23 protein-coding genes are annotated in these 25895 nt (G+C 39.9%); 12 read left to right on the plus strand and 11 right to left on the minus strand.

The features are described 5' to 3' along the window. Positions 1-4: 4 nt before the first annotated feature. The 7 genes from AN395_RS01945 to AN395_RS01975 all read left to right on the plus strand — a co-directional run bounded on the left by AN395_RS01945 (position 5) and on the right by AN395_RS01975 (position 6778). Positions 5-1243: an NAD(P)/FAD-dependent oxidoreductase gene (locus AN395_RS01945; protein ID WP_054981888.1), complete on the plus strand. Its 1239-nt coding sequence runs from the start codon at positions 5-7 to the stop codon at positions 1241-1243. Further along, positions 1231-1818, plus strand: a complete 588-nt coding sequence (locus AN395_RS01950) for a DUF3261 domain-containing protein (protein WP_054981889.1) — start codon at positions 1231-1233, stop codon at positions 1816-1818. The genes AN395_RS01945 and AN395_RS01950 overlap by 13 nt, the downstream gene beginning before the upstream one ends. Continuing rightward, on the plus strand, positions 1818-2987 hold the full coding sequence (locus AN395_RS01955; RefSeq protein WP_054981890.1) for a beta-ketoacyl-ACP synthase: 1170 nt from the start codon (positions 1818-1820) through the stop codon (positions 2985-2987). The genes AN395_RS01950 and AN395_RS01955 overlap by 1 nt, the downstream gene beginning before the upstream one ends. Then, positions 2980-3435, plus strand: a complete 456-nt coding sequence (locus tag AN395_RS01960; RefSeq protein ID WP_054981891.1) for a hotdog family protein — start codon at positions 2980-2982, stop codon at positions 3433-3435. Before AN395_RS01955 ends, AN395_RS01960 begins: the two co-directional genes overlap by 8 nt. Then, positions 3432-4157: a 3-oxoacyl-ACP reductase FabG gene (gene fabG / locus AN395_RS01965; protein WP_054981892.1), complete on the plus strand. Its 726-nt coding sequence runs from the start codon at positions 3432-3434 to the stop codon at positions 4155-4157. Before AN395_RS01960 ends, fabG begins: the two co-directional genes overlap by 4 nt. Next, positions 4157-5386: a beta-ketoacyl-ACP synthase gene (locus AN395_RS01970; RefSeq protein WP_054981893.1), complete on the plus strand. Its 1230-nt coding sequence runs from the start codon at positions 4157-4159 to the stop codon at positions 5384-5386. The genes fabG and AN395_RS01970 overlap by 1 nt, the downstream gene beginning before the upstream one ends. Positions 5387-5476: 90 nt before the next feature. Next, complete coding sequence (locus AN395_RS01975) at positions 5477-6778, plus strand: DEAD/DEAH box helicase (RefSeq protein ID WP_004586461.1); 1302 nt, start codon at positions 5477-5479, stop codon at positions 6776-6778. A gap of 125 nt (positions 6779-6903) precedes the next feature. On the opposite strand, the gene AN395_RS01980 is transcribed toward AN395_RS01975, so the two are convergent. Then, entirely contained in the window at positions 6904-8511 is a 1608-nt protein-coding gene (locus AN395_RS01980; protein ID WP_029774457.1) for an NAD(P)/FAD-dependent oxidoreductase, read from the minus strand. A gap of 191 nt (positions 8512-8702) precedes the next feature. Between AN395_RS01980 and fdxA the strand changes: the two genes are divergently transcribed. From fdxA to AN395_RS02000, 4 genes are all read left to right on the plus strand, one after another. Beyond that, positions 8703-9026, plus strand: coding sequence for a ferredoxin FdxA (gene fdxA / locus AN395_RS01985; RefSeq protein ID WP_029774458.1), 324 nt, complete (start codon positions 8703-8705; stop codon positions 9024-9026). 140 nt (positions 9027-9166) lie between these two features. Further along, a complete protein-coding gene (locus tag AN395_RS01990; protein WP_054982114.1) occupies positions 9167-11413 on the plus strand; it encodes a carbohydrate binding family 9 domain-containing protein in 2247 nt (748 codons plus the stop codon). A gap of 21 nt (positions 11414-11434) precedes the next feature. Beyond that, the gene (locus AN395_RS01995; RefSeq protein WP_004586456.1) at positions 11435-11893 is read left to right on the plus strand and encodes an Sbal_3080 family lipoprotein; all 459 of its coding nucleotides are present in this window, start codon (positions 11435-11437) and stop codon (positions 11891-11893) included. 228 nt (positions 11894-12121) lie between these two features. Continuing rightward, positions 12122-14029, plus strand: coding sequence for a bifunctional diguanylate cyclase/phosphodiesterase (locus AN395_RS02000; protein WP_054981894.1), 1908 nt, complete (start codon positions 12122-12124; stop codon positions 14027-14029). A gap of 263 nt (positions 14030-14292) precedes the next feature. Here the strand turns inward: AN395_RS02000 and AN395_RS02005 are convergent, their stop codons facing one another. From AN395_RS02005 to AN395_RS02035, 7 genes are all read right to left on the minus strand, one after another. Further along, on the minus strand, positions 14293-14994 hold the full coding sequence (locus AN395_RS02005; RefSeq protein ID WP_054981895.1) for a TorF family putative porin: 702 nt from the start codon (positions 14992-14994) through the stop codon (positions 14293-14295). Between the two features lie 9 nt (positions 14995-15003). Then, positions 15004-16221: a BCCT family transporter gene (locus AN395_RS02010; RefSeq protein WP_054981896.1), complete on the minus strand. Its 1218-nt coding sequence runs from the start codon at positions 16219-16221 to the stop codon at positions 15004-15006. A gap of 146 nt (positions 16222-16367) precedes the next feature. After that, complete coding sequence (gene betA / locus AN395_RS02015; protein WP_054981897.1) at positions 16368-18035, minus strand: choline dehydrogenase; 1668 nt, start codon at positions 18033-18035, stop codon at positions 16368-16370. 10 nt (positions 18036-18045) lie between these two features. Beyond that, positions 18046-19509, minus strand: a complete 1464-nt coding sequence (gene betB, locus AN395_RS02020; RefSeq protein WP_054982115.1) for a betaine-aldehyde dehydrogenase — start codon at positions 19507-19509, stop codon at positions 18046-18048. Position 19510: 1 nt separating this feature from the next. Further along, positions 19511-20086, minus strand: coding sequence for a transcriptional regulator BetI (gene betI / locus AN395_RS02025; protein ID WP_024031790.1), 576 nt, complete (start codon positions 20084-20086; stop codon positions 19511-19513). A gap of 414 nt (positions 20087-20500) precedes the next feature. After that, entirely contained in the window at positions 20501-20806 is a 306-nt protein-coding gene (locus AN395_RS02030) for a hypothetical protein (RefSeq protein WP_004586449.1), read from the minus strand. Then, positions 20806-21063 (minus strand): DUF3081 domain-containing protein, encoded by a 258-nt coding sequence (locus tag AN395_RS02035; RefSeq protein WP_024031788.1) that lies wholly within the window; start codon positions 21061-21063, stop codon positions 20806-20808. The genes AN395_RS02030 and AN395_RS02035 overlap by 1 nt, the downstream gene beginning before the upstream one ends. A 146-nt stretch (positions 21064-21209) precedes the next feature. Between AN395_RS02035 and AN395_RS02040 the strand changes: the two genes are divergently transcribed. After that, positions 21210-22490 (plus strand): flavohemoglobin expression-modulating QEGLA motif protein, encoded by a 1281-nt coding sequence (locus tag AN395_RS02040; RefSeq protein WP_054981898.1) that lies wholly within the window; start codon positions 21210-21212, stop codon positions 22488-22490. Between the two features lie 159 nt (positions 22491-22649). Here the strand turns inward: AN395_RS02040 and AN395_RS02045 are convergent, their stop codons facing one another. The 3 genes from AN395_RS02045 to AN395_RS02055 all read right to left on the minus strand — a co-directional run bounded on the left by AN395_RS02045 (position 22650) and on the right by AN395_RS02055 (position 25881). Further along, positions 22650-23873, minus strand: a complete 1224-nt coding sequence (locus tag AN395_RS02045; RefSeq protein ID WP_095206599.1) for a type III PLP-dependent enzyme — start codon at positions 23871-23873, stop codon at positions 22650-22652. A gap of 293 nt (positions 23874-24166) precedes the next feature. Continuing rightward, positions 24167-25021 carry a transporter substrate-binding domain-containing protein gene (locus AN395_RS02050; protein ID WP_054981899.1) on the minus strand — a complete coding sequence of 285 codons (855 nt, stop codon included), beginning with the start codon at positions 25019-25021 and terminating at the stop codon, positions 24167-24169. A 56-nt stretch (positions 25022-25077) separates the two neighbouring features. After that, the gene (locus tag AN395_RS02055) at positions 25078-25881 is read right to left on the minus strand and encodes a DUF1338 domain-containing protein (protein WP_054981900.1); all 804 of its coding nucleotides are present in this window, start codon (positions 25879-25881) and stop codon (positions 25078-25080) included. Between the last annotated feature and the right edge of the window lie 14 nt (positions 25882-25895).

The raw sequence follows: 25895 nt of genomic DNA on the forward strand, positions 1-25895 counted from the left end.
TAATTTGAACAACCTTGAGCAGTATGATGTTGTGGTTATAGGGGCAGGGCCTTCAGGTGCACTTGTAAGTAGCTTATTAGTACAAAAAGGCTGGAAAGTGCTGGTGCTAGAGCAACAAGTGTTTCCTCGTTTTTCAATTGGCGAAAGCTTATTACCTCAATGTATGGAATATTTAGCGGATGCTGGGCTAGTTAACACAATACATGAATATGCGGATGAGCTTGGCTTTCAATTTAAAGATGGTGCTGCGTTTCATCGTAATGGCCAAAATACAGCTATAAATTTTACTGAAAAATTTAGCCCAGGCCCGGGTACTACTTTTCAAGTTAAACGGGCTGATTTTGATAAGCTGATTGCTGATAGAGCGCAGCATCAAGGCGTTGAAATTCGCTATCAGCATAGTGTTATTGGTTTTACTGATGAAGCTGCTAGTGCGACGCTGCAAGTGCAAAATAATAAAAAACAAACGTATGACGTAAGGGCTAAGTTTGTACTTGATGCGAGCGGTTTCGGCCGAGTTTTACCAAAACTTTTAAATTTAGAAAAACCTTCTACTTTTCCTGTGCGTAGTGCTTATTTCAGTCACTTTAATGATGGCATTACTGACGAGATGTTTGATAGAAATAAAATTTTAATAACCGTTCACCCTAAATTTAATGATGTTTGGTATTGGCTCATCCCCTTTAGTGATGGCACGTCCAGCATTGGGGTTGTTGCAAAGCAAACACGCTTTAATGAGAGTAGTGAAGCTGACACCTTAAAACAGTTTATAGAGCAAGACCCTTACTTAAAAAAACTTTTAGCTAATCGCGTACCTATAACACAGGCACGTAGCATTAGTGGTTACTCTGCTAATGTATGTACGCTACATGGAAAACATTTTGCTTTACTAGGCAATGCGGGTGAATTTTTAGATCCGGTGTTTTCATCTGGGGTGACTATTGCTTTAAAGTCTGCACACTTAATTGCCCCCCTTATTGATGATTATTTAAATGGAGAAGTGATTGATTTTGAGGAATGTTACGCCGAGCCATTGCAGGCAGGAGTTGATTGTTTTAAAACCTTTGTTAAAGGTTGGTACGATACCCGATTTCAAGACGTTATTTTTTATTCAGAACAAAACTCGCAGGTTCGTGAAATGATCAGTGCTATTTTAGCGGGTTACGCATGGGATAAAAATAATCCATTTGTTGCTCAAAGTGAGCGTCGTTTAAATGTATTAGCGCAGCTATGTCAAAATTAATCCCAGTTATTGAGGCTCATATCAGACACTTTTTAAAATGTACTTTTATAGCTTTAGTGTGTGTTTGCATAACAGCATGTAGTAGCACATATAAAAGCAGTGAGCGTGTTGATATTTCTGCAGCCACTACACTTGATATTTCGCATGTGCCTGTACAAATGTTTGATCAAAATTGGCAGCATGTTTTATATATTCAAAACAATGAGAAAGAGCATACATTATTAGCACAATTAGAAATAAACAAGCAGGGTACTATCAACTTATTGTTAATGACTACACAAGGCTTACCTATTTTAAAGCTTGAGAAACTAAATAACCAACCATCTAATGTTACTAAAATGATACTCGGTGTTGATTTAGACCCAGCTTATATATTGGCAGATATTGCCTTAGTGCATTGGCCTGTATTATTTCTTAATGAGAAAATATCTGGGGCGATTATAAAGCAGATAGCCACACAAAGGCGTGTAGTAAAAAATAACCGCTCGATTATTACAATAAATTATAGCGATAATAAAACAGTACTAAATAATAGTGAGCGACATTATCAAATTACATTTGAGAAGGTAAACTAGTGACTTTTTGGTTAAATGATTTAGGCATTGTAAGTGCAATGGGCAAAGGCGTTGAAGATACAATTATTAGCCTAAATAACTTACAAAATAATGAAGCCCCACAGCTTTTAAAGACAAAAGATTTAAGCACAGAGGGTTTGCCATTTTATGTTGGGCACGTGGACTGCGTTCCTCTAAATCAAAAGCACCGTATTGATACGCTAATTGATATAGCCCTTGAGCAAATATCCCCAACACTTAAGCGTTTTTCACATATTGATAAATCACGAATTGCTGTTGTGGTAGGTACAAGTACATCTGGGGTGCATGATGGCGAACAAGCTCGAGCTGAACACGACAGTTCAGGTGTGTGGCCAAGTGACTTTTTATATGCTGATCAAGAACTTGCTACTCCTTCGCATTACATAGCCGAAAAAGTAGGGGCGTTAGGTCCTTGTTATAGTATTTCAACGGCATGTACCTCAAGTGCTAAAGCTCTCATTAGCGCAAAAGCTTTAATAACTGCTGACTTAGCAGACGTTGTAATTTGTGGTGGCGTAGACAGCCTTTGCAAACTTACCATTAATGGATTTAATGCCTTGGCATCAATGAGCACTGGAATGTGTAAGCCTTTTTGCGATGACAGAGATGGTATTAATATTGGTGAGGGTGCTGCGTTATTTGTCATGAGTAAAGAAGCACCGTTAGAAAATGGCGTCATGTTTTTAGGTGGTGGTGAAAGCTCTGATGCTCATCACATTTCGGCGCCAGACCCTAGCGGTAATGGTGCAAAATCGGCAATGAAAGCAGCTCTGGCCGTTGCTGACTTATTACCTAGTGATATTGACTATATAAATGCACACGGCACAGCAACAATTAAAAATGACGAAATGGAAGCCCTTGCAATTAATAGTGTGTTTGGCAACAATACACCGCTGAGCTCCAGTAAGTACTTAACTGGGCACACTTTAGGTGCAGCTGGTGCAATTGAAGCAGGTATTTGTTGGCTGTTGCTCAGAGGGAGAGGAAATATTACTTTGCCTTTTAATAAATGCACACACAGAAATAAGCTCGCAGATATCAACGTTATTGAGCAAGCTAGCACGGTTAAATTAAATTACTGTCTATCTAACTCATTTGCGTTTGGTGGGAATAATGCCAGTTTGATTTTAGGTACTCATAATGAATAATTATTCTATAGAGCAGGTTGTACCCCACGATGCTCCTATGATTTTAATAGATCAGTTAGTTGAATACAGCGATGAAAGTGCAGCCTGCTCTGTGACTATTACACCCCAAAGCCCTTTTTATAATGAGCAAATTGAGGGAGTGCCAAGTTATATAGGTGTTGAATATATGGCCCAGTCTATAGCTGCCTATGCTGGAGCATTAGCTAACGATATTAATGAAGCGGTTAAAATTGGCTTTTTGATCGGCACGCGAAAATATAAAACACATCAGGCCATGTTTTATAAAAACAGCACCTTAACTATTTATGTTCACAAGCTTTACCAAGAAGAATCTGGTTTAAGTGTGTTTGAATGCCAAATAAGTGAAAATAAAAAAATACTGTGTGATGCAAAAATAAATGTATTTCAGCCAGAAGAACCGCTGGAATTTATAAGAGAAAACCAATGAATAAAAGAATTTTAGTGACCGGCTCTAGCCGGGGTATAGGTAAGGCTATTGCACTTAAACTTGCAGCTCAAGGCTATGACATTACTGTTCATTGCAGAACTGGTTTAGAGCAAGCTAAGCAAACATGTGCAGAAATACACGCACTTGGACAAAGCACTACACTACTACAATTTGACGTATGCGATAGAGCAGCGGCAAAGCAACAAATTGAGCAAGATATTACAAACAATGGTGCTTACTATGGTGTGGTGTGTAATGCGGGCATTACCAACGATATGGCTTTTCCGGCAATGCAGGGCGATGATTGGGATAGCGTAATTAGAACTGGGTTAGATGGCTTTTATAATGTTGTGCACCCAACAGTTATGCCCATGGTACAAACTCGTAAAGGTGGGCGCATTATTACTATGGCTTCAGTGTCGGGTATTGCGGGCAACAGAGGGCAAGTAAATTACAGCGCAGCGAAAGCAGGTATTATTGGCGCTACCAAAGCTCTATCGCTGGAACTAGCTAAGCGAAAAATTACTGTAAATTGTGTAGCGCCTGGTTTAATTGAAACAGCAATGACGGATGAGCTTCCGGTTGCTGAAATGATGAAAATGATTCCACTTAAACGTATGGGAACAGTGAACGAAGTGGCTGGTACGGTTGCATTTTTAATGTCTGATGATGCTGCTTACATCACTCGCCAAGTTATTTCGGTTAACGGCGGGATGGTTTAATGAAACGTGTTGTTGTTACAGGGATGTCGGTTATAACCGCATTGGGCGATGATTGGGATGAATTTAAAAGCGCCTTGATTAAAGGTGAAAATGCAGTTGTAACAATGCGTGAATGGGATAAAGCTGATGGGCTTAATACGCGCTTAGCTGCCCCTGTCACCCATTTTGAAAAACCTAACCATTATAAACGTAAGCAAATACGCTCAATGGGGCGAGTGGCACTTATGTCCACACGTGCAACTGAGCGTGCGCTTGAGCAAGCAGATTTACTTGAACATAAAAGTCTTACAGATGGCTCTACCGGTGTAGCATATGGCTCATCCACCGGCTCAACACCGCCACTTCTCGCATTTGCGAATATGTTGGAAAGTGGCTCAATGTCTGGAGTCACAGCTACAAGCTATATTCAAATGATGGCACATACAGCGCCAGTAAATGTAGGCGTATTTTTTGGCATAAAAGGACGAGTGATCACCACAAGTTCGGCATGTACGTCTGGCTCGCAGGGTATTGGCTATGCTTATGAGGCAATTAAATTTGGTCGTCAAAAAATAATGGTAGCAGGGGGGGCAGAAGAACTTTGTATTACCGAAGCAGCTGTATTTGATACGCTGTATGCTACAAGTATTAAAAATGACACCCCTAAAAATACGCCTCGCCCATTTGATAAAAACCGTGATGGCTTGGTTATAGGAGAAGGTGCCGGTACTTTAATACTTGAAGAGTATGAGCATGCTAAAGCTAGAGGGGCAAATATATTGGCTGAGGTTGTCGGTTTTGGCTGTAACTCTGATGGACAACATGTTACTCAACCATCTTCAGATACCATGCAAATAGCCATTGAAATGGCATTGCAAGATGCCAATTTATCACCTGATAAAGTAGGTTATGTCAATGCGCATGGTACCTCAACCGATAGAGGTGATATTGCTGAGTCTCATGCTACTTTTAATGCGCTGGGAGTTAAACCTATTAGTTCTTTAAAAAGCTATTTAGGGCATACTTTAGGGGCGTGTGGTGCAATAGAAGCATGGGCTACTATTAATATGATGAGCGATAATTGGTTTGCACCTACAATAAATTTAACCGATATAGATAATGATTGCGCTGAGCTTGATTATATTAAGACACAAGGGCGAGAAATTAACACCGATTATGTCATGAGTAATAACTTTGCATTTGGTGGGATTAATACATCTCTTATTTTTAAACGGTATAAGCAAGATTAATCAAGTTTATAAACACTAATCACTAACTGTTGACTCATTTTTGCTGTATAATTTGCGACCCTTGATAAATGTGGCCGCAGGTTATACAGCATGAATTTTAAATCTTTTAGTTTTTCCCCTGAACTTATTCAGGCGTTAGACGAACTTAATTACCACACCCTTACGCCCATTCAGCGTTCAGCTATTCCGGCTGTTCGTAAAGGTAAAGACGTTTTAGCAAGTGCCCAAACAGGCACAGGTAAAACGGCTGCGTTTGCTTTACCTATCATCCAAAAATTAACTGAATCTGAGCTAAGCACAAGCAATGCTCCGCACGCGTTAGTGCTTGCGCCAACTCGTGAGCTGGCAGAGCAAATAGCAAATAACTTTAAAGCCTATGCAAAACATACCGCTTTAAAAGTAGTGAGCTTATTTGGCGGTGTTAATACCGCAGGCCAAGCAAATGCACTTAAAGACGGCGTAGATGTTGTAGTTGCAACCCCAGGGCGTTTACTTGATCATATTCGTTTAGGTAATTTAAGCCTAGCAAGTGTTAAACACTTAGTACTTGATGAAGCTGACCGTATGCTTGATATGGGCTTTATTGAAGATATGCAAAGTGTTATTAAAAGTTGTGACGAGCAGCGCCAAATTTTACTTTTTTCAGCCACTTTTCCAGCGGCTATTAAGCAGTTTGCAGCAAAAGTATTAAAACAGCCTGAAATTGTTCGCGTAGATCAAACTAATAGTACTGCAAGTACGGTACAGCATGTTGTGTACCCAGTTGAAGAGCGCCGTAAGCAAGAGCTGCTTTCTGAGCTGATTGGTAAAAAGAATTGGCAACAGGTACTTGTGTTTGTAAACATGAAAGAAACGGCGGATGAGCTGGTTAAAGAACTTAACCTTGATGGTATTCCTGCCACTGTATGTCATGGTGATAAATCGCAAGGTAACCGCCGACGCGCACTTCGTGAATTTAAAGAAGGCAAAGTACGTGTTTTAGTGGCTACCGAAGTTGCAGCGCGTGGTATTGATATTGAAGGCCTACCACGAGTAATTAATATTGATTTACCATGGCTTGCAGAAGATTACGTGCACCGCATTGGCCGTACAGGTCGTGCTGGTAATCAAGGCCAAGCTATTTCGTTTGTAAGCCGCGAAGAAGAAAACACCTTGTTTGAGATAGAGTCGCTAATTGGCCAAAAAATCAAGCGTGTTTACTTAGAGGGTTATGAAGTAAGTAGCCGTGAAGTACTTATTGATAAAATAGGTAAAAAACCAGCGCATTTACGTCGTAGCCGTACTAATAAGCCAACAGGCCAAGCAACAGGCGAAGCACGTGCGGTAAATCGCTCACGTATTTCGAATGTGCGTAAAAGCTTAAAAGGCGCCAAGCTTACCCTTAAAAAGTAAGCTTACAAAGTGTAGCGCTTTTAAAAACCTGAGGTTTACTCGGGTTTTTTTGTGCCTCAATTTAGCTCAAGGTTTAAACAAAAAAACCTCACTAAGTGAGGTTTTTGATTAATAATTTAAAAGGGTTAAGCGTTTTCTAACATTGAGAGTGCAACGGCTTCAGCCGCTTTAATACCATCAATACCTGCAGATAAAATACCACCTGCGTAACCTGCGCCTTCACCCGCTGGGTATAAACCTTTAGTATTTATGCTTTGGAAGCTTTTATCGCGCTTGATACTAATAGGTGATGATGTACGGGTTTCTACCCCTGTTAATAAACCGTCGTTTGTAGAAAAACCACGAATTTGCTTATTAAAGGCTGGAATAGCTTCGCGTATTGCATCGATAGCAAACTGCGGAAGTACATTTGCTAAATCGGTGAGTTTTATTCCTGGTGTAAACGACGGTTGTACATCACCTAAATCGCCCGATGCTTTTCCTTTTAAAAAGTCGCCAATTAACTGTGCTGGTGCATCGTAGTTGCTACCGCCTAATGCATAGGCTTGCTCTTCTAGTTTACGTTGCAAATCAATGCCGGCAAGCGGGTGACCAGGGAAGTCTTTTTCAGGTGTAATACCTACTACAATGGCACTATTTGCATTGCGCTCACTCCGAGAGTATTGGCTCATACCGTTTGTTACTACGCGGCCTTCTTCAGAGGTGGCGGCTACAACAGTCCCTCCTGGGCACATACAAAAGCTGTAAACTGTGCGGCCATTATCACAATGGTGAACGAGTTTATAATCAGCAGAGCCTAAAATGGGGTTACCCGCGTTAGGCCCAAAACGACACTCATCAATCATCGATTGCTTGTGCTCGATTCTAAAGCCCACAGAAAACGGTTTAGCTTCTACATAAATGCCTTTATCGTGAATCATTTTAAAGGTGTCACGGGCGCTATGTCCCACAGCAAGTACTACATGGCGAGTATTGAGCTTTTCACCGTTTGAAAGCGTTAAGCCTGTTACTTGTCCATCATCTATATGAATGTCGTCTACGCGCGTACTAAAGCGGATTTCGCCGCCAAGTTCAATAATACGTGCGCGCATTTTTTCAATCATGGTAACAAGTTTAAACGTACCAATGTGTGGCTTACTTACATATAAAATTTCATCTGGTGCGCCGGCTTCTACAAATTCGGTGATAACTTTACGCCCGTAATGTTTTGGATCTTTTACTTGGCTGTATAGTTTACCGTCTGAAAATGTACCTGCGCCACCCTCGCCAAACTGCACATTAGACTCTGTATTAAGGGTACGTTTACGCCAAAAGCCAAAGGTGTCTTTGGTGCGTTCGCGTACTTCTTTACCGCGCTCTAAAATAACAGGATTAAAACCCATTTGAGCCAGCACTAAGCCCGCAAATAATCCACATGGGCCAAAGCCAATTACTACAGGGCGCTCAGTAAGGTTAGCGGGGGCGTGGGCAACAAATTTGTATGAGGTATCGGGGGCTGGTTTTACGTGCTGATCTTTAGCAAATGCGTTTAACAGCGCTTCTTCGTTATCTACTTCAATATCGAGGGTATAAATAAGTAAAATAGCCGTTTTTTTACGTGCATCGTACCCACGTTTAAACACATTGTAGCTGTGTAGCTGCGCTGGCTGTATTTTTAGTTTATCAACTATGGCTTGGCCTATAGCGTCTTCATTATGATCAAGCGGCAGCTTTATTTCGGTTAAACGTATCATTGTTATCTCTTTTAGGTGTCTTAGCGGTAATATTATCCGCTCACAATAAGAAGTGTAGGGCACGTAATGGCTATACATTAAGGGCGCATATATTACGTTAAATTGACCGCAGATGGCACATATTTATTGTGTTTTTAATGGGGTTGGGTATGATCGCGCTGTAGATAATTAATTACTAGGTTTAAACTATTATGGCGTTTGTGGTCACCGAAAACTGTATTAAATGTAAATACACAGATTGTGTGGCAGTGTGCCCTGCAGATGCCTTTTACGAAGGCCCTAACTTTTTAGCAATAAGCCCTATTGATTGCATAGATTGTGGATTATGCGTACCAGAGTGCCCAGCTGAAGCAATTTACCAAGAAGACGAGCTGCCGGAAGACCAAAAAGAGTTTACCGAGCTTAATGCTGAGCTTGCATTGGTGTGGCCACGCATTGTTGAGGTAAAACCAGCGCCTGCTGATGCCGATAGTTGGAATGGTGTGGCTAATAAGCTTAAATTAATTGAAACCTAGCTTTTAAATTAAGCCTTTAATATTAATTAGTTAAAAAAGCTATTGTTTTTAGTATCAAACTATTAACAAATGTACTGACTTAAATTACACTGCATAAATAAGTTTACCTTTTAAGGGTAAACACGTCTAAATGGATGTTTATGCAGTACTTAATAATTATAAAAAAACAATGCAGTGCTTTATTCCCCTTCTTATTAGCACTTTTATTTTCTAACCACCTTTATGCCAGTGAAAAACAGCAGCACTCTCTTGTACATATAAATGCAGATATTACTGTAGATGGCGTACTTGATGAGCCCCACTGGCAAAATGCCACTTTAGTTCCTATAGCATTTCAAGATGAGCCTAACGAAAAGGGCACCCCACCGGTTAAAACTGATGCTTACATGTATGAAGATGGCAGCCACTTATATGTTGCTTTTGTAGCCGAAGATCCACAGCCGAGCGAAATAACAGCTTCTCTTCGCGACAGAGATACGCTTTGGCAAGATGATACGGTTATTTTAATTATTGACACTTTTAACGACGAACGTTCAGCTTACGAATTTTATGTAAATCCATTGGGTGCGCAAGGTGATACGCGAATGAGTGACACCGATGGCTGGCAATCAGACCCGTCTTGGGATGCAATATGGGATAGCGCAGGGCAAATTACCGACCAAGGGTTTGTGGTTGAAATGCGTATACCTTTTAAAGCGCTAAGATTTCCTGAAAATAAAACAGATTTAACATGGGGCTTTGCCCTTATGCGAAATTACCAACGTGATGTACTGTATCAGCTTTCAAATATGGGGTTTGACCGAGATATAAAATGCAGTTTATGTCAGTTTGATAAATTAAATGGTTTTAAAAATATAAAAGCCAGCAAAAATCTGCAACTAACGCCCACACTTACGGCGCTCAGAAATGATTCAAAAGCTACCTTGCCAGGACAGTGGGATAATGGTGATATAGACACTGAAGCTGGCCTTGATTTACGCTGGGGGGTTACACAAGATGCGGTAATTAATGCCACTATAAACCCAGATTTTTCGCAAATAGAAAGTGATGCGTTAGCCCTTGATGTGAATACCACGTACTCAATTTATTATGCAGAAAAACGACCATTTTTTTTAGATGGCGCATCCTACTTTAAAAGCAGTTTATTTGAACTATTGTATACCCGCACTATTGCAGAGCCTGAAGTAGGGGCGAAATTAACAGGTAAAACAGGGCAACATAGCTATGCATTTATGTATGCCGATGACAATAATAGCAATATTTTATTGCCTACAAATCAAGGCTCTGGTTTTGCAATTTTAGAGGATAAAACCCATGCAGCAGCAGCGCGTTATCAATACGATATTGGCCAACAAGGCACTATAGGGCTAAGTACGACTCACCGCGAAAGCGATGATTACTCCAATACAGTGCTTTCTGTCGATGGCAGCTATTGGTTTAATCAATCAGATCTACTGACCTACCAGGTAGCTACAACAGATTCTAAAAACTCTGATTTTTTAACAAGTAACTATAACTTATCTAAAACTCAATCTGATGAAGCGTACGCTATAGAGTTTACCCGTGATAAACGTGACTACAATTTGTTTGCCAGCTACGAAAATATAGGTAAAGACTATCGTACTGACTTAGGTTATCAAGAAAAAGTAGATTATGAGAACGTAGGCTTTGGGGGCGGGCAAACCTGGTATGCAGATGAGTCTGGCTTATTAACGTCATGGTCTTATGAGGCTGATTGGGATAAAACATGGGCGCAAAATGGCGACCTACTTGAAGAAGAATACCAAGGGTTTATAACATTAAAAGGGCAAAAGCAGTCTATTTTTGAAATTGGCTTACTGCATCGTTATGAAAACTATAATGATGCTTTTTATAACCAAAATATTGGCTTTGTTTATACGGGCTTTAAACCTAAAAATAATATATGGCTTTCATTTTATGGTGAGTATGGCAGCCGCATTGATTACGCCAATGAGCAAATTGGCGATTCGTATGCTACGCAAACGCAAGTTACGTGGGATATAAACGATCATTGGCAAGTAGACGCTACGCATAACTACAGCGTATTAGATAACCCTGAAGGGGAGCGAGTTTATACTGCTAACTTATTAGATTTTAGGCTTTATTATAAATTTAGCATGCGCGCTATGCTCAAGCTTATATTGCAATTTGAAGACATTGATAGAAATAAAGACGCCTACTACTACCAAGTTAGCCACATTAATAAAGACTATGGCAGCCAATTAGTTTACTCGTACAAAATTAATGCTCAAACATTATTTTATTTAGGCTACTCAGATAAAAGCTATCAAGACGATTCCCTAAAACACGTTGAAAGAGATCAACGCACATTTTTTACAAAAGTGAGCTATGCATGGCAACTTTAAATAACCATTAAAAGGATGAATATGAAAACAATAAAAATAACTATCGCAGCTGCAATGGTAGCAACCCTAGCGGGTTGTGCTGCTAAGCAAGATATAACTCGCTTTGACACTGTGAAACCAGAAGTAGTATGTATAGCTGAACATAAGGCAGTTAAAGAAGGCGTTGTCACAGCAATGGAAGAAGGGTTTGCAAAACATAACGTCAAAACACGTGTAATTGCTGCTAACTATGTATTGAAACATCAGGAGTATCAAACTGAATTACCTAATGCTGACATCGCAGGGTGTAATGCCGTTGCTTATTACGTGGCTAACTGGCATTGGGATTTAGCGTTGTACATGTCATACGCGAATATTTGGGTTACAGACGCTCAAACCAATAAAAAAATTGCGCAAGCATCTTATCGCACCGGCGGTGGTTTGGATAAGTTTATAGACGCGAAAGAAAAAATTATCGAACTAATCGATGGTATGTATTAAATACTTGTAATATTAGTTTTTTCAAACATTTTAAGCTTAAGGTTTATTTTTATTCATCACTCTCTATAATTAGTTAATTATTAAGCATTAATTTATTCTTTTTGAGTACAGTTCTAAAAATTCAATGAATAAGGACTGTGCTATGGCTTGCTTAGTACTAAAAATAGGCGATATAATCGTCTTTTAGTAACGGGTTTATAGGATAAGTAATTTAGATGGATTTTGTTGATGAATAAATTTAAACCCTTAGGCGGCATTTTTTTTGTATTTATCTTATTTTGCTTTTGTTTAAACATCGAGCTAACAAACCAAATTAACCGCATTAATTTATTCAACCCTGATATAGATTTACGCCACTTTGATATTGTAGATACAACGCTCGAAATGGCGCCTTGGTATAACCCTATGCTCAATGGGCACTATTTAATACACCAGCCTTCTGCCGATTTTTTGTTAGTTAAAACTACCGACACGGAATTTATCGCTGCAAACGCAACAAAGCTTATTTTAATGACGCTAACGTCGCCAATAAACTTTATATTGGTGTGTATGGCATTGTTTGTTGGCTTTACAATTATTCGTAAAGAGCGTAAAAAAATCTCTTATCAGCATCAAATTGCACAGCTAAATAACAACGCTAATCAATTGCTTGTTGCCTTTAACCTACAACCCCAACACGACAACCCGTCAGGGCTTGGCAATTTAAGCCAGTCAATAAACAATTTAAATACCCATGTTGCTAATTATTTAAAGCAAACACAAACAAGTATCTGCCAAGATAAGCTAACCTTGCTCATTGACCGCCATGCTTATATTGAGCATATAGATAGGCAAATAAATTTTACTGATGAAGAGCAGCTTAAATGCGCCTTATTGTTTATTGACCTAGATGGCTTTAAACAGGTAAATGACTCGTTTGGTCACAGCTTTGGTGATGAAATTTTGGTGCAGGTTGCTACGCGCCTAGCTAACGTATTACGCCATCATAAGTTAAGTAATATTAACGAGGCGAATCAGTTAGAGCAAAATTTATCACGTTTAGGCGGTGACGAATTTTCAATTTTTATTGAGTCGGTAGATACCGATAATAAAGTGGTCGATATTGCTAAGCACGTACTCAGTGAACTTGAAAAAGACTTTGTACTAGGTAATAAAATAATAAAAATTAGCGCCAGTATTGGTATAGCGGCTTACCCAGAGAGCGCATCAACCCCACAAGCATTATTGCAATTGGCCGATGTGGCAATGTACCGTGCAAAAAGCGATGGTAAAGGGATTTTTAAAGTGTACTCCCCAGAGATGGGTAATAAAATGCGCCGCTATCACTATTTATTAGAAGAGTTGCGTTTAGCGGTTGCGTGTAAAGACTTTTACTTATCGTTTCAACCTATCGTGCATGTAGAAGATTGCATGATAGATTATTTTGAAGCGCTTACACGCTGGGATCACCCTATAGAAGGGATGATTTCACCGGCGGAGTTTATACCTATTGCCGAAGAGTCTAACCTTATTTTAGAGCTTGGCGATTGGATTATGCATGAGTCGTGTAGGCAAATGGCGGCATGGCATAATGCTGGTATGCGCAAAGTAAAAATTTCGGTTAATGTATCGGGTGTGCAACTAAAACACCGCTCAGTGTACGATTGGATAATGAAAAACCTAAAAAACACAGGGCTGCCATCGCATTCTTTAATGCTAGAAATAACAGAGTCTACGTTTATTAAAGCCAGTAAAAGTATGATTGAAGAGCTTGAGCGGCTTCGTGCAGAAGGTGTGACAATTGCTATTGACGATTTTGGTACCGGCTTTAGCTCATTAAGCACATTGGCTGATTTGCCCATTGATGTAATAAAAATAGATCGCTCGTTTATCTCTCAAGCCGATAAAAGTCCAAAGTACAACGATATCCTTAATACGATTAGCGAATTAGGTCAAAAGTTAGGACTTAAAATAGTGGCAGAGGGCGTAGAAGAAATTGAGCAGTTTGAACTTGTAAAACGCATGGGAGTAAGCTCTGTTCAAGGCTATTTGGTTAGTCGCCCTCAATCATCTATCAATGTGGGTAACAAAGTTTTACGTAAAAATACCGCTAACTTATCTGCAGCGGGTACCAGCGCGTGGGAAATAGAAAGTTAGAGTCTGTTTATTATTATAGGTAGTTTAATAGCTTATGGAGGGTTTTAGGCTAAGGCTATGGTATTAAATTGCCCCTACCGATAGCGATTAACTTGAGCATTCACTGGTGCAGTTATTTAGGCCACGAAACGTTAAACCCTGTATTGTGCTTAATCGCCCCTAAATAAAACTAAGTTCTTTAGGGCTACAGCCTTAAAATTTAGTAAAAAAAATGCCACTTTTAAAAGTGGCATTTTTGTTTGTAGAATCTAACAACTACAAATTTATAAATCGAATGTGCGTGATATAGCAAGTACTATACGCTCATCAGCGTAATCGTAATCTAGGCTTGTGTCTTCAGCAGCAATCTCAATGCCAAAGCCTTCGTAGCTAGTTTGGTACGCTAGGCGGTAATGTTTGTATGATTTCTTTTGGTTTACATCCCATGCCCATTTTTCGCCATCAAGCGAATTAGAAATATCAAAGCTTGCACGAATGGCATGATTTGGGGCAATTTCAAAGGTGTGGGCAATCATAGAAATAACATGGCCAGCACCTGTACCAAAGTAATCCCAGCTATACCAAAAGTTTAGCTCTGTTTGACCATACTCACTTGCATAGCCAAATTTTGTGTAGGCTTCGGCGTAGTTACCATCGCTGTTATTACCTTGGTATGTGTAATAAGCAATACCATAATCAGCGCTAACCGTGTCAGTTAATTGCACGTATTTACCTAGGTAGGCATCAAGTTCAAAATCAGTGTCATCACCAAAATCTACATTAGATGCCCATGCACCCGCATACACACCGCTGTCGAAAGCGTAATCAAGGCTTGCTTGAATTGCAGGGTCGCTATCAGTTTGAGTTACACCGTTAAAAGTATAATCAGATGCTGCTGTAATGGTTGTTGACCAGTTAGCTGACACCGTTGTTGATAAAAGTGCGAAAGGTAGTGCTACTGCTAGTTGTTTTAGTTTGTTATTCATTGTTGATCCCTAATGTACAGTTTCTATTTTTGTGTAATCTATTTTGTTTGCTTTTGGCGAACTGTCTATATTGTTAACCGTTTTAAATTTGCTGTAGCCAATAAACGCAGCACAGCCAAAAAACAGTGCAATTACTAACGCGCCAACCCATTGAATTTGTAAAAACTCAAGCTTAAACAATAGGGTTAGTAACGAAAGGGCAACAATATTGAGTATCATATAGTTCTTTTTACCTAAACGTTTAACCGTTAAGTTAAGGTTATCTGTGTATAAGCGTATTAATGAATCAAGCGAATTAATAACAAACACTATCCCAACAAATACCATGGCAAAGTTTTTAATACCCGCTGTTGAAATACCCATTTCGTGGTAGTGATAAAGTACGCTAAACCAAATCGCAATCGGAATAGATGGAAATATCAACATTGCACCTAATACTTGGTATGTTTTAAGGCCGCCTACAAAACGAGACGTAAATTGGCCAATCATAATGCTCCACGCAAACCACCAAAATAGATAAAATTCATGGTAGTCATTAAGCGGTAAAACAAACTGATTTATATTGGCAAAGTAAGTACCAATTTCAGCAAGGTTATTGGTAAATGCCGACATTTTGCTGTCACCAACGACAAAGGCACCTGCCCACATAAAGGCAATTAATGCGATAAATAACCACGTTGTAGAAATACTTAAAAAGCGCACGTATTTAATATCTGTACTTGAGTACACAGCAAAGCAAATAGCTGCAAATACAATAAAGTAGAAGGTAGGTATAACGCTCGAACCATCGCCTAGCTCTGGTAAGTACCACGGCAAGTTAGAAAGCAGTAGGTAAGCTGTAAAGGCACATGTGCCAATAATAACTACGTTATTAATGAACTTAACCCATGAAATTTCGAAAAATTTAACTTTGGGCTCTATTACACAGAAATAAAAGCACGTAAGAAAGTAAAATCCCCAGATCAAGAATCCCCAATAGCCAAACTCAATAGCCAGTGGGTTTGCAAACGCGTATTCTGGGCTTGCTTTTATGTCTGCATAACCTGCAAATTCGGTTAATGGAAACATGATTAGGCCAACGTCTAGGCCTGAGGTAAATAAGATTGCGATAAAGGTAAAAGTTCTCACTGGTGTTACGCCTACTACGCGTACGTTACCCCATTTAAATAAAATAGTAATAACAGCAAGTAGCGTAAATATAATGCCAGCACTAAGCCATATAGTCATTATCGCCCTCCCAAAATGAATAAAAGTAACTCATAAGTTCTCCGTTTTTGTTTTATTACTTGCATAAACACCGCGTAACCAATTTACGCCGTGAGCCACTGCAAGTTGAACGTGCCCTACATAGTGTTAGGCACGTTATGGCTTAATTAAATCTCGCTATTACGTTGCGTTGTTTGCCAATTACTGCTCATGGCAACGTTTACCGATGCCTGTGTAAGTGGGGTTTTACCTAAAATTAGATCAGCTGCTTTTTCTGCAACCATAATTGTAGGGGCATTTAAGTTGCCATTTGGCACCGTAGGGAAGATTGACGAGTCAACAACACGCAGCCCTTCAATACCGTGAACCTGGGTATTAGAATTAACCACGGCCATATCATCTTCGCCCATTTTGCAAGAGCAAGACGGGTGATAGGCACTTTCTACTGCTTGGCGTACAAAAGCATCTATTTCTTCGTCGGTTTGAATGTGCTTACCTGGTTGAATTTCTTCATCGCGGTAGTCATCAAATGCGCTTTGTTCAATAATGTCGCGAGTTAGGCGCACACACGCTCTAAAGCCTTCAATATCGTCTTTATGCTGCAAGTAGTTAAATAAAATTTTCGGCGGTTGCTCAGGATTAGCTGATTGAATAGTGACACTACCACGGCTTTTAGGTTTGTTATGACCTACATGCACCTGAAAACCATGACCCGCAAATGCACTGCGCCCATCGTAGCGCATCGCCGCTGGTAAAAAGTGGTACTGAATATCTGGCCATTCAACGTCTGGTTTTGAGCGAATAAACGCACACGACTCAAAGTGGTTTGTTGCACCTAAGCCTTTTCGGGTCAGTAGCCATTTAGCGCCAATTAAGCCTTTTGAAATAAGACCTAATTTACCGTTTAAGGTAATAGGTTGTTTACACTTGTACTGAAAGTAAAACTCAAGATGATCTTGTAAGTTTTGACCTACGCCTGGTAAATGATGCTTTACCTCAACACCAGCTTCTTCAAGTATGGCTTTATCGCCAATACCCGAAAGCTGTAAAATATGAGGTGAGCCAATTGGACCTGCACTTAATACAACGTCTTTAGTCGCATGCGCCGTTTTAAGAGTGCCATTTACTGTGTACTCAATGCCTGTGGCTTTTTTGCCTTCTAAAATCACTTTTTGTGCTAAAGCACCTGTAATAACTGTTAGGTTACTGCGTGATTTTACTGGGTCTAAATACTCGCGCGAGGCCGAACTGCGCACACCGTCTTTAACGGTCATGTGCATTGGGCCAAAGCCTTCTTGCTGAGCTGCGTTGTAGTCGTCTGTGTGTGCATACCCTGCTTCTACGCCTGCTTTAATAAAGGTGGTGTAAAGCGGGTTTTGCATTTCGTTACCGTTATTAACGCCAAGCGGGCCTGTGCCACCACGGTGCGCATTTTCACCTAAATAAAAGCTTTCTGCTTTTTTAAAGTAAGGTAAGCACGACTGATAATCCCAGCCGTTAGCACCGTGTTGTTGCCACTCGTCAAAATCTTTCGCGTGGCCGCGAACATATACCATGCCATTAATTGATGACGAACCGCCTAACACTTTACCGCGTGGGCAGTGCATTTCTCGGTTATCTAAATACGGCTCTGGCTGAGTGTGAAATTGCCATGCGTATTTATCTGTATTCATAGGAATAGAGAGCGCCGTTGGCATTTTTATAAATATACTTTTATCGCTACCACCGGTTTCTAGCAATAGCACTTTATTGTTTGTATCTTCAGATAAGCGATTTGCAAGTACACAACCTGCAGAACCGGCGCCAACAATAATATAATCGTAAGTGTTATTCATAGTTGCCACCTTAAAACGGGCTTTCTATGTCGGCCATGCCCACATAAATAGACTTAGTTTGCGTGTAATGATCAAGCGTTTCTATGCCATTTTCACGGCCAATACCTGATTGCTTGTAACCACCAACAGGCATTTCAGCAGGTGAATTACCGTAAGCATTAATCCAACAAATACCGGCTTCTAATTGGTGAATAACACGGTGCGCACGTTTAATATCGCTAGTAAATACGCCTGCGGCTAAGCCAAGGTGTGTACCATTTGCACGGGCGATAACATCGTCTTCGTCTTCAAAAACAAGCACGCTCATAACTGGGCCAAAAATTTCTTCTTTAACAATAGTCATGTCATCGTTGCAATCGGTAAATACCGTAGGTGCTACAAAGTAGCCATTAGGCGCTGATTCAGGAGAAAGAGTTGTACCGCCAGTAAGTAGCGTTGCACCTTCGGCCAAGCCACTTTTTATGTAGCTCATTACCAACTCTTGATGCTTTTTAGAAATTAATGCACCAAAGTTAGTATTTAAATCTTGTGGGTCGCCGGCAATAATATTTTGCTCAGTACGTGTTTTAAGCTCATCAATAAATTGTTGATATACATTTTTATGAACATAAATACGGGTACAGTTAGTACAAATTTCGCCTTGCGTATAAAAGTTACCTAGCATGGCAGCACTGACTGCTTGCTCAATATTGGCATCTTCAAACACTAATAAAGGTGATTTACCACCTAACTCCATTGTTACGTCTTTTAATGTACCGGCAGCGCTTGCCACTACTTTTTTACCTGTGCCTACTTCACCAGTGAACGACACTTTGTCTATTTCACTGTGAGAGGTTAACCACTGACCTACATCACCGGCACCTTGCACAACGTTAAATACGCCGGCAGGTACGCCTGCTTCAACAAAAATTTCAGCTAGTTTAATAGCACCTAAAGGGGTTTCTTCTGAAGGTTTAAAAATAAACGCATTACCTGCGGCAAGGGCAGGGCCCGATTTCCAACATGCAATTTGCAGCGGGTAGTTCCATGCACCAATACCAGCACAAATGCCTAGTGGCTCTTTGCGGGTATAGTAAAAGTCTTCGCCAACCATTTGCTGCTGGCCAACTTGCGCTGGTGCTAGGCCTGCAAAGTATTCAATTACATCTGCGCCTGTTTCTATATCAACGCAATTAGCTTCTTGCATTGGTTTACCTGTATCAAGCACTTCAACTAAGGCAAGCTCATCATTACGCTCACGCAATAAAGCAACCGCTTTTAATAAAATACGGCTACGTTCTATTGGGCTCATTTTAGACCATTGAGCAAAGCCTTGTTTTGCACTTTCGATAGCCGCGTTTTGAATAAATTCGTCGGCAACTTCTACCGAGTAAATAACTTCATCTGTGGCTGGATTTTTTACATCAAAAGTTTCACCACTTTGGTTTGCAAGGAAGTGGCCGTTAATAAAGTTTTGATAGACAGGTGTAGTCACGCTAGGCTCCATATTGCTTGATGAGTGAATGTACATAGCTTTTTGCTAATGTTTCACTGTGTTTAAATTGGTTTTCGTCAGATTGACTTAATACTGCTCTTAACCATAGGCCATCAATCATGGCGGCGCTAAGTTCTGCAGCTTGTTTTGCTTGCTTTACGGGCATTAGTTGCTTAAAAGAAAATGCTAAATTACTTTGCAAGCGATTACTGTTTACATTTTGCAGCCTGTGCAGTTCTTGATCGTGCATTGACTGCGCCCAAAAACTTAACCACGTACGGGTGGTGTCGTTGCGCTGTTGAACAAGTGCAAAGTTGGCCTCAACAATAAACATCAAACGCTCAATTGCGCTGGTGGTTGGCTCAACTTTTTCAATTAATTCATTTTTTAAATTCGATAACAAATACCTAACGGTTGCCTCTATTAACCCCTGCTTGCCACCAAAGTAATGGCTAATAATGCCAGATGATAAACCCGCATTTTTACTGATGGTGTTAATGGTTGTTCCTTGCAAACCGCGCTGTGCAACTGACTCAATGGTCGCGTCAATTAGCTGCTGACGCCTGACAGGTTCCATTCCGATTTTAGGCATAATTTTTATTAATTGAACGTTCAATAAAGATAAGCTTAATGTAATAGCTCTAACAATTCAAGGCGCAAGTAAACAACCAGATACCAAGATGTAGATAGATTATTAATAAAAACGGGTTAATTTGCAGTAGTGCCACATGCAGATCTTGATTAATAAAATCACATATATTCAATGAGTTATGTTTAAATTTTTAAATGGTAAAAATAGTAAGGATTTGTTTACGGGGTATGAGTAATAAAAAAGATAAATATTCGTTAGAATGGTAATAGTTAGAGTACGAAGGGTATTTTAAATAAGCAAACGAAACCATTTCACATGTTTAATTAGTGTACTAAATAAAAAAGTAGCAGTGTGTAATGGCTATAAGAGGAGAGCTTAAGGTTAAAAAAGGCGTGTAAATTAGGCGCTATTAATAACGCCTTTAAATAATAGCGGGTAGCGTCTAAGGCGATTACCTATGTAATCATCGGCTAAGATTTGTTGGCATATAAAATTAACATCGTTACTGGCCTCAAACACCCAGTCAAAGCGTTCAATAGCCAGCAAAAAACCGCGTTTAAGGTGAGTCTGTTCGCGGTATTCATTTAGGTTTCGACGGATTATCTCCAGCTTTTCTGGGTGCGCTTGCAGCTCAGTAATTACCTGGTTTATAAACGTGGTGGTTTGCTTGTTTGTGGTGCGTTTACGAATGCGTCTTGGCTGCATTATTCCTCATTAGCAATGTTGTATAGTTTTTTTAAAAAGTCGTCTTTATGTTTGTCATGCTCATAATCTAGGTGATAAGCATTATGAAACCCAAAGCGCAATAATACGCCGCTACCTTCTAAGTAAATAGTGTAGCCGTCAATGTCAGAGTAAGCCGTAACACCTTGATAATGTTTACCAATATCATTTTGTTTACCGCGCTGCTGAATACGTTCGTACACAGAGAGGATCTGCTTGTTATCGAGTTCGTTTTTCATCATTAACCCTTTATTGTTTAAAGCTATTACGTTTTATATATGAGGGTCGATCACCGTAAAAACAATGGCTAAAAAGCGCTAAAATAATCTTGCTATTAACTGGTTTTACCTTATGCTCAAGCCTCATTTTTTGTTGAGCTTACACCATGATAGACAAGGCTTTACTCCTTAAAACTCGCGAACTGTCAGAGCAATTAATTGCTTTACAAACACCCATTAGAATACTCGATGCCATTAACTGGGATAAACAAATCAAAGAGACGTTTTTCAGGCAAAAGTGCCAAAAAAATCCGCTAATCGATAGCGCCTATTACCAGCAACGAGATTTAGGATTTGTCCCCAGCGAATTACGCCAAGCGTTTTCTAACTTGCACCGCAATATTATTAACCAGTTAGGTCAGCTAAATCCTATTTCTCAATACATGGGTAAAATGTGTAGCGAGTATAAAACGGTGCTCAGTATGCTTGAGTATAGAGGAACGCCTGAGTTTCATGATTTGTCGGTAGAGCTTTTTGGTCACCCAAAAGATTTATTTCATGCAGGTGAACCTTCACTGTTCGAACTTGCCAATATGTTAGAAAAACCACTGCAAAACTTATTAATAGCCGATATTTTGCCTGATGATCCTAAAAATATTAATGCAAGTGATGCCGTGCGTATTCTGTCTGAGCAAGTGAATAGCAGTATGGCGGGTATTAATGTAGAGGTTATGCTCAGCGATGGGATTGTCAGTGATGCTGCTGCAGGTGCAAATAACATTAAGCTAAATCAAGATGTTAAATTCTCCCAGCGTGAGCTCGATATTTTAGAAGTGCACGAAGGCTGGATACACGTAGGTACAACGCAAAACGGGCTAGCTCAGCCTTATTTAACCTGTTTAAGTAAAGGGACGCCAAGCTCAACAGTGACTCAAGAAGGCTTAGCTGTTTTAACAGAAATAATTACCCTTAAATCAACGCCTAGGCGTTTATCAAAGTTAGTAAATCGTATTCAAGCAGTTACTAAAGTGATTGATGGCGCAGAGTTTGTTGATATATACCGTGACTACTTAGCGCAAGGGCTTTCAAAAGATGAAAGCTATACGCTAGCACAACGTGTTTTTAGGGGAAGCACGGCAACAGGCTTACCTTTTACTAAGGATATTGCTTACATTAAAGGATTTGTGCTGGTATATAACTTAATTCGTGTTGCTATACAGCTTGGGCGCATTGATCAGCTGCCATTATTGTTGGTCGGAAAAATATCGATTGATGATTTTAGGCTTATATCGCAATTACATAGTTTAGGTGTAATAGAAAGCCCAAAATTTGTACCACCACATTTTAAAGATTTACGAGGTTTAGCAACGTGGCTAAGCTTTGGCAGATTTATAGGTGACTTATCGTTTGAACAGTTAGAAAACGACTATAAACCATTATTTTTGTAATAAGTAGCGCAGGTTGCTTTTATTAGAGCCTGCTTTGCTGATCAAAAAGGTAATCAAGCCCCAGTTATTTAACGCAATAAAAAAACGCAGTTGGAATGAGCAACTGCGTTGAAATGTATAGGTACAAGCCAGCGTACCTATAGCGAGGAACTTATTTTCTTAACCTGTTAATACTTGGCTGTGCATTTGCTCGTTTAATACAACGACCTCAGCACGTTTAAAAAAGTTAAAGTCGGTTGCTGTAGCAAGTGTGTAGGCACCCATCATACGGCTAATAATTAAATCGCCATTGTTTAGTTTTGGCAGCATAATTGAATCACTTATTACATCTATACTGTCGCATGTTGGGCCCGCAAGTACCGACTCAAAACGCTCGCCATCTTGTTTTGCACTATCGATAGGGTAGGCTGCTTCATCAAACATTAAACCGCTAAAAGAGCCATAAACGCCATCATCTAAGTAGTACCATGTTTTACCTTCGCGCGTTGCTTGTCCCATTACAGAGGCAACACTGGTTACACTACTTGCTACAATAAAACGGCCAGGTTCAGCAATAATTTGCATTGTTTCTGGTAATTGTGCCAACGCGATATTAATAGGCGCACAAAATACATCAATTGGTAGCACATCTGCGCTGTACGGCACAGGAAACCCACCACCAATATCGAGCGTACTAAGTGCTGGTAAGCCTAACTCAGCCACCTGTTTAACCACTTTTGCAGATGCATTTATCGCTTCAACGTATTTAGTTGGGTTAGGTGATTGCGAGCCAACATGAAACGATAACCCTTTAATACGAATACCAAGTTGCTGGGCAAGGCTAATAATGTCGATTGCCGCCTCTGGGCTGCAGCCAAACTTTTTAGATAAATCAGCAAATGCATCTTTATTACGAAAGCTTAAACGCACTAAAATTTCGGCTTGATCTTTATAGGCAATAAACTTTTCAAGCTCGTTAATGTTATCCACCACAAACACTGTACAGCCGTAGGCAAGTGCGTCGCGAATGTCACTGTCGCGCTTTATTGGGTGCGTATGAATTGTACGCTCGCTTGGTACGCCTTGGCTTGCTACTAAGTCAACTTCGCCACTGGTTGCTAAATCAAAGCTTGCGCCTTCATCTAACAAAGTGCGCACGACAGCAGCATGCGGTAAAGGCTTTAAAGCAAAATGTAACACAACGCCAGGCAGTGCATGTTTAAGTGCACGGTATTGACGACGTATAGCGTCGCAGTCAAGCACCATTAGAGGTGCGCCATATTGTGAAGCAAGTTGTTCAATGTGGGCAATACTCGGTTGCGCGCAATCAATTGCTTGATTTGCAGCAACCGCTGCTGCAGGTACTTTAGTTACGGTGTCTTGTAGTTGTGTTGATAAAGCCATTTTATTTTCCGAGTCAATTAAGCAACTGCTCGGGTATGGTGTATCCACGAGTCAGTTGAGTGAGATCAATAGTGCAAACGCACAGTCAAATTCACTCTTGGATAGTTGCTCTATCGCCTTGCTACAAACGGGGTTTGTAATGTACTCGGATTGGCTATCATCAAGAAGCGGCGAGATAATAATGTAGGTTTTTATCCAGCGCAATAAAAATTTTAAATAAGTTTAAAATAATTTATTTGTTATTAAAATCATGATCTTAAATTGATTTGCAGTGTTTATCTTGACGATTAATTTTACTCATCAGAGGTTAAGTATACGTGCTCTTGAGAGTAAGCAAGCATCATAGCGCTAGATGTATCAGCACTATAGGCTTGTTGTAAACTTTTTTGTAAGCGGTCGTAAATTTCGGGGGTGTTCATTAAAATATTGATGGTTTTTATTACTTTTTCGCCAAGCTCTGACTTACTACATGCAAAGTAGCCATTAACAAATTCTGGAAATTCAGCTATTTCACGACTATCTATTTGTGTTAGTTGCTCACTGGTGAGTGCACCAAGTACGTTAACCTCGTAATCGACAATCATGTCTATTCTATTATGGATGAGAAGTTGAGGTAGTTGAGAGCTGGTGTCTTCTGAGCTTATCGCTGCAATTTGCTCATTATACTTTGTTAAAACAGGCTCAAGTTTTTGATAACTCGTTCCTGAGTCTACGGCAAGGGTAAAGTCTTTTTCTAGTAGTTGAGCAACAGAGACTCGTTCAGGAAAGTTTTGTAAGGTGCGTTTAAATCCGTATATTTTTCGTTGCTCGTAAATAGTAGTTGGTATATTTGAGAACAAAATATGTTTTTCACGCTCGGGCGTTTTTATTATATCGTAGCTGCATACTGCTTCATTACCCATAAGCCGCTTGATTAGACGAGCTTGGTTGGTCCACTGCAATTTAGTATTAATTGTATGATTGAGCAGGCTTTCGAACGTTTTATCTGAGTTTAAAAAGCCATCAGTAGACGCATTCGCTCTAGAGAGTAATGTAAGTGGTTCATTTGTATGGCTCAATGATGATATAAGCAGTACATGCAAGATAATCAAAAATTTAGTAAATACAGGCATAAAACTTAGTGTAAATGTTCTAAATATTTTTGTCATAAAAAAAAGCCCAAACGGGCTTTTTTTAAGTTAAAACATTAAGGCATGTTTTATTTTTAACGCGCGTTAGTGCTTTCAAAGATTTTATCAGCAGAGGCTGCAACAAACCCCGTGTAAAGCTCGCCATCGGCTTTAGGGTATCTAATGGCAAACTCATAAAAACAGCTAGGGATGCGCAGTTCGCCGTCGCTAAAGGTGACAGCATACTCATCTGCAAGGGTTGATGATTGCTCTAATAATACCTCTGGTGAGCCTTTTACTTCGCCGCCTGATGTATTTAGGGCAAAGCCTGCGTCTTTAAGTGCTTGGTTAACATCCTTAATATTATCAAACTTAGCAAGCATATTAATATTTACAGTAAAGTGGTTTGCACGGTAGCCCCATGCCGACATCCACGCTGCGTACTCACTTTCAGCAAGTAACTGCTTGTATGTGTCGCTACTTACTTGCCAATGGGTACCTGAGTATAAAAAGTTATCGGCAGTTACTGCGTTTTCATCTATTTGCTCTACCATATCTGTCACAATAGCTTGTAACTCTGGTGAACACTTTTCAACTAATAGCTCAGAAATAAATACTTTAGGTTGCTTAGGGTCGCTATGCTCGTAGTGTTTAGCATAGAGCTTTTTAGCTTCAAAGTGGTATTCACCACACTCTGTATAACCAAGTGCTAAAAAGTGCGCGGCTAGTTTTTCTAGGCCTACTTTTTCAATATTAAAGGTCCGCAGCGCAATATGGTCGTTAATAATGTCATCTTTTTGCGTTGAGCCTAATAAATCATGAATTTTATCTGCCGAGGGGGTAACGGCTAAATAGTTATCCCATAGGTTTTCAAATAATGTATTTACGTTAGTGTGCATGTTAAATCCTTAAA

This window comes from Pseudoalteromonas sp. P1-30, assembly GCF_001400005.1.
Taxonomy (GTDB): domain Bacteria; phylum Pseudomonadota; class Gammaproteobacteria; order Enterobacterales; family Alteromonadaceae; genus Pseudoalteromonas; species Pseudoalteromonas atlantica.

What these genes read in the sequence shown, in the direction of transcription:
- AN395_RS01950 (WP_054981889.1), top strand. Translation starts at nt 1,231, where the DNA reads ATGTCAAAATTAATCCCAGTTATTGAGGCTCATATCAGACACTTTTTA.
- AN395_RS01960 (WP_054981891.1), top strand. Translation starts at nt 2,980, where the DNA reads ATGAATAATTATTCTATAGAGCAGGTTGTACCCCACGATGCTCCTATG.
- fabG (WP_054981892.1), top strand. Translation starts at nt 3,432, where the DNA reads ATGAATAAAAGAATTTTAGTGACCGGCTCTAGCCGGGGTATAGGTAAG.
- AN395_RS01970 (WP_054981893.1), top strand. Translation starts at nt 4,157, where the DNA reads ATGAAACGTGTTGTTGTTACAGGGATGTCGGTTATAACCGCATTGGGC.
- AN395_RS01975 (WP_004586461.1), top strand. Translation starts at nt 5,477, where the DNA reads ATGAATTTTAAATCTTTTAGTTTTTCCCCTGAACTTATTCAGGCGTTA.
- AN395_RS01980 (WP_029774457.1), bottom strand. Translation starts at nt 8,511, where the DNA reads ATGATACGTTTAACCGAAATAAAGCTGCCGCTTGATCATAATGAAGAC.
- fdxA (WP_029774458.1), top strand. Translation starts at nt 8,703, where the DNA reads ATGGCGTTTGTGGTCACCGAAAACTGTATTAAATGTAAATACACAGAT.
- AN395_RS01990 (WP_054982114.1), top strand. Translation starts at nt 9,167, where the DNA reads ATGCAGTACTTAATAATTATAAAAAAACAATGCAGTGCTTTATTCCCC.
- AN395_RS01995 (WP_004586456.1), top strand. Translation starts at nt 11,435, where the DNA reads ATGAAAACAATAAAAATAACTATCGCAGCTGCAATGGTAGCAACCCTA.
- AN395_RS02000 (WP_054981894.1), top strand. Translation starts at nt 12,122, where the DNA reads ATGAATAAATTTAAACCCTTAGGCGGCATTTTTTTTGTATTTATCTTA.
- AN395_RS02005 (WP_054981895.1), bottom strand. Translation starts at nt 14,994, where the DNA reads ATGAATAACAAACTAAAACAACTAGCAGTAGCACTACCTTTCGCACTT.
- AN395_RS02010 (WP_054981896.1), bottom strand. Translation starts at nt 16,221, where the DNA reads ATGACTATATGGCTTAGTGCTGGCATTATATTTACGCTACTTGCTGTT.
- betA (WP_054981897.1), bottom strand. Translation starts at nt 18,035, where the DNA reads ATGAATAACACTTACGATTATATTATTGTTGGCGCCGGTTCTGCAGGT.
- betI (WP_024031790.1), bottom strand. Translation starts at nt 20,086, where the DNA reads ATGGAACCTGTCAGGCGTCAGCAGCTAATTGACGCGACCATTGAGTCA.
- AN395_RS02030 (WP_004586449.1), bottom strand. Translation starts at nt 20,806, where the DNA reads ATGCAGCCAAGACGCATTCGTAAACGCACCACAAACAAGCAAACCACC.
- AN395_RS02035 (WP_024031788.1), bottom strand. Translation starts at nt 21,063, where the DNA reads ATGAAAAACGAACTCGATAACAAGCAGATCCTCTCTGTGTACGAACGT.
- AN395_RS02040 (WP_054981898.1), top strand. Translation starts at nt 21,210, where the DNA reads ATGATAGACAAGGCTTTACTCCTTAAAACTCGCGAACTGTCAGAGCAA.
- AN395_RS02045 (WP_095206599.1), bottom strand. Translation starts at nt 23,873, where the DNA reads ATGGCTTTATCAACACAACTACAAGACACCGTAACTAAAGTACCTGCA.
- AN395_RS02050 (WP_054981899.1), bottom strand. Translation starts at nt 25,021, where the DNA reads ATGACAAAAATATTTAGAACATTTACACTAAGTTTTATGCCTGTATTT.
- AN395_RS02055 (WP_054981900.1), bottom strand. Translation starts at nt 25,881, where the DNA reads ATGCACACTAACGTAAATACATTATTTGAAAACCTATGGGATAACTAT.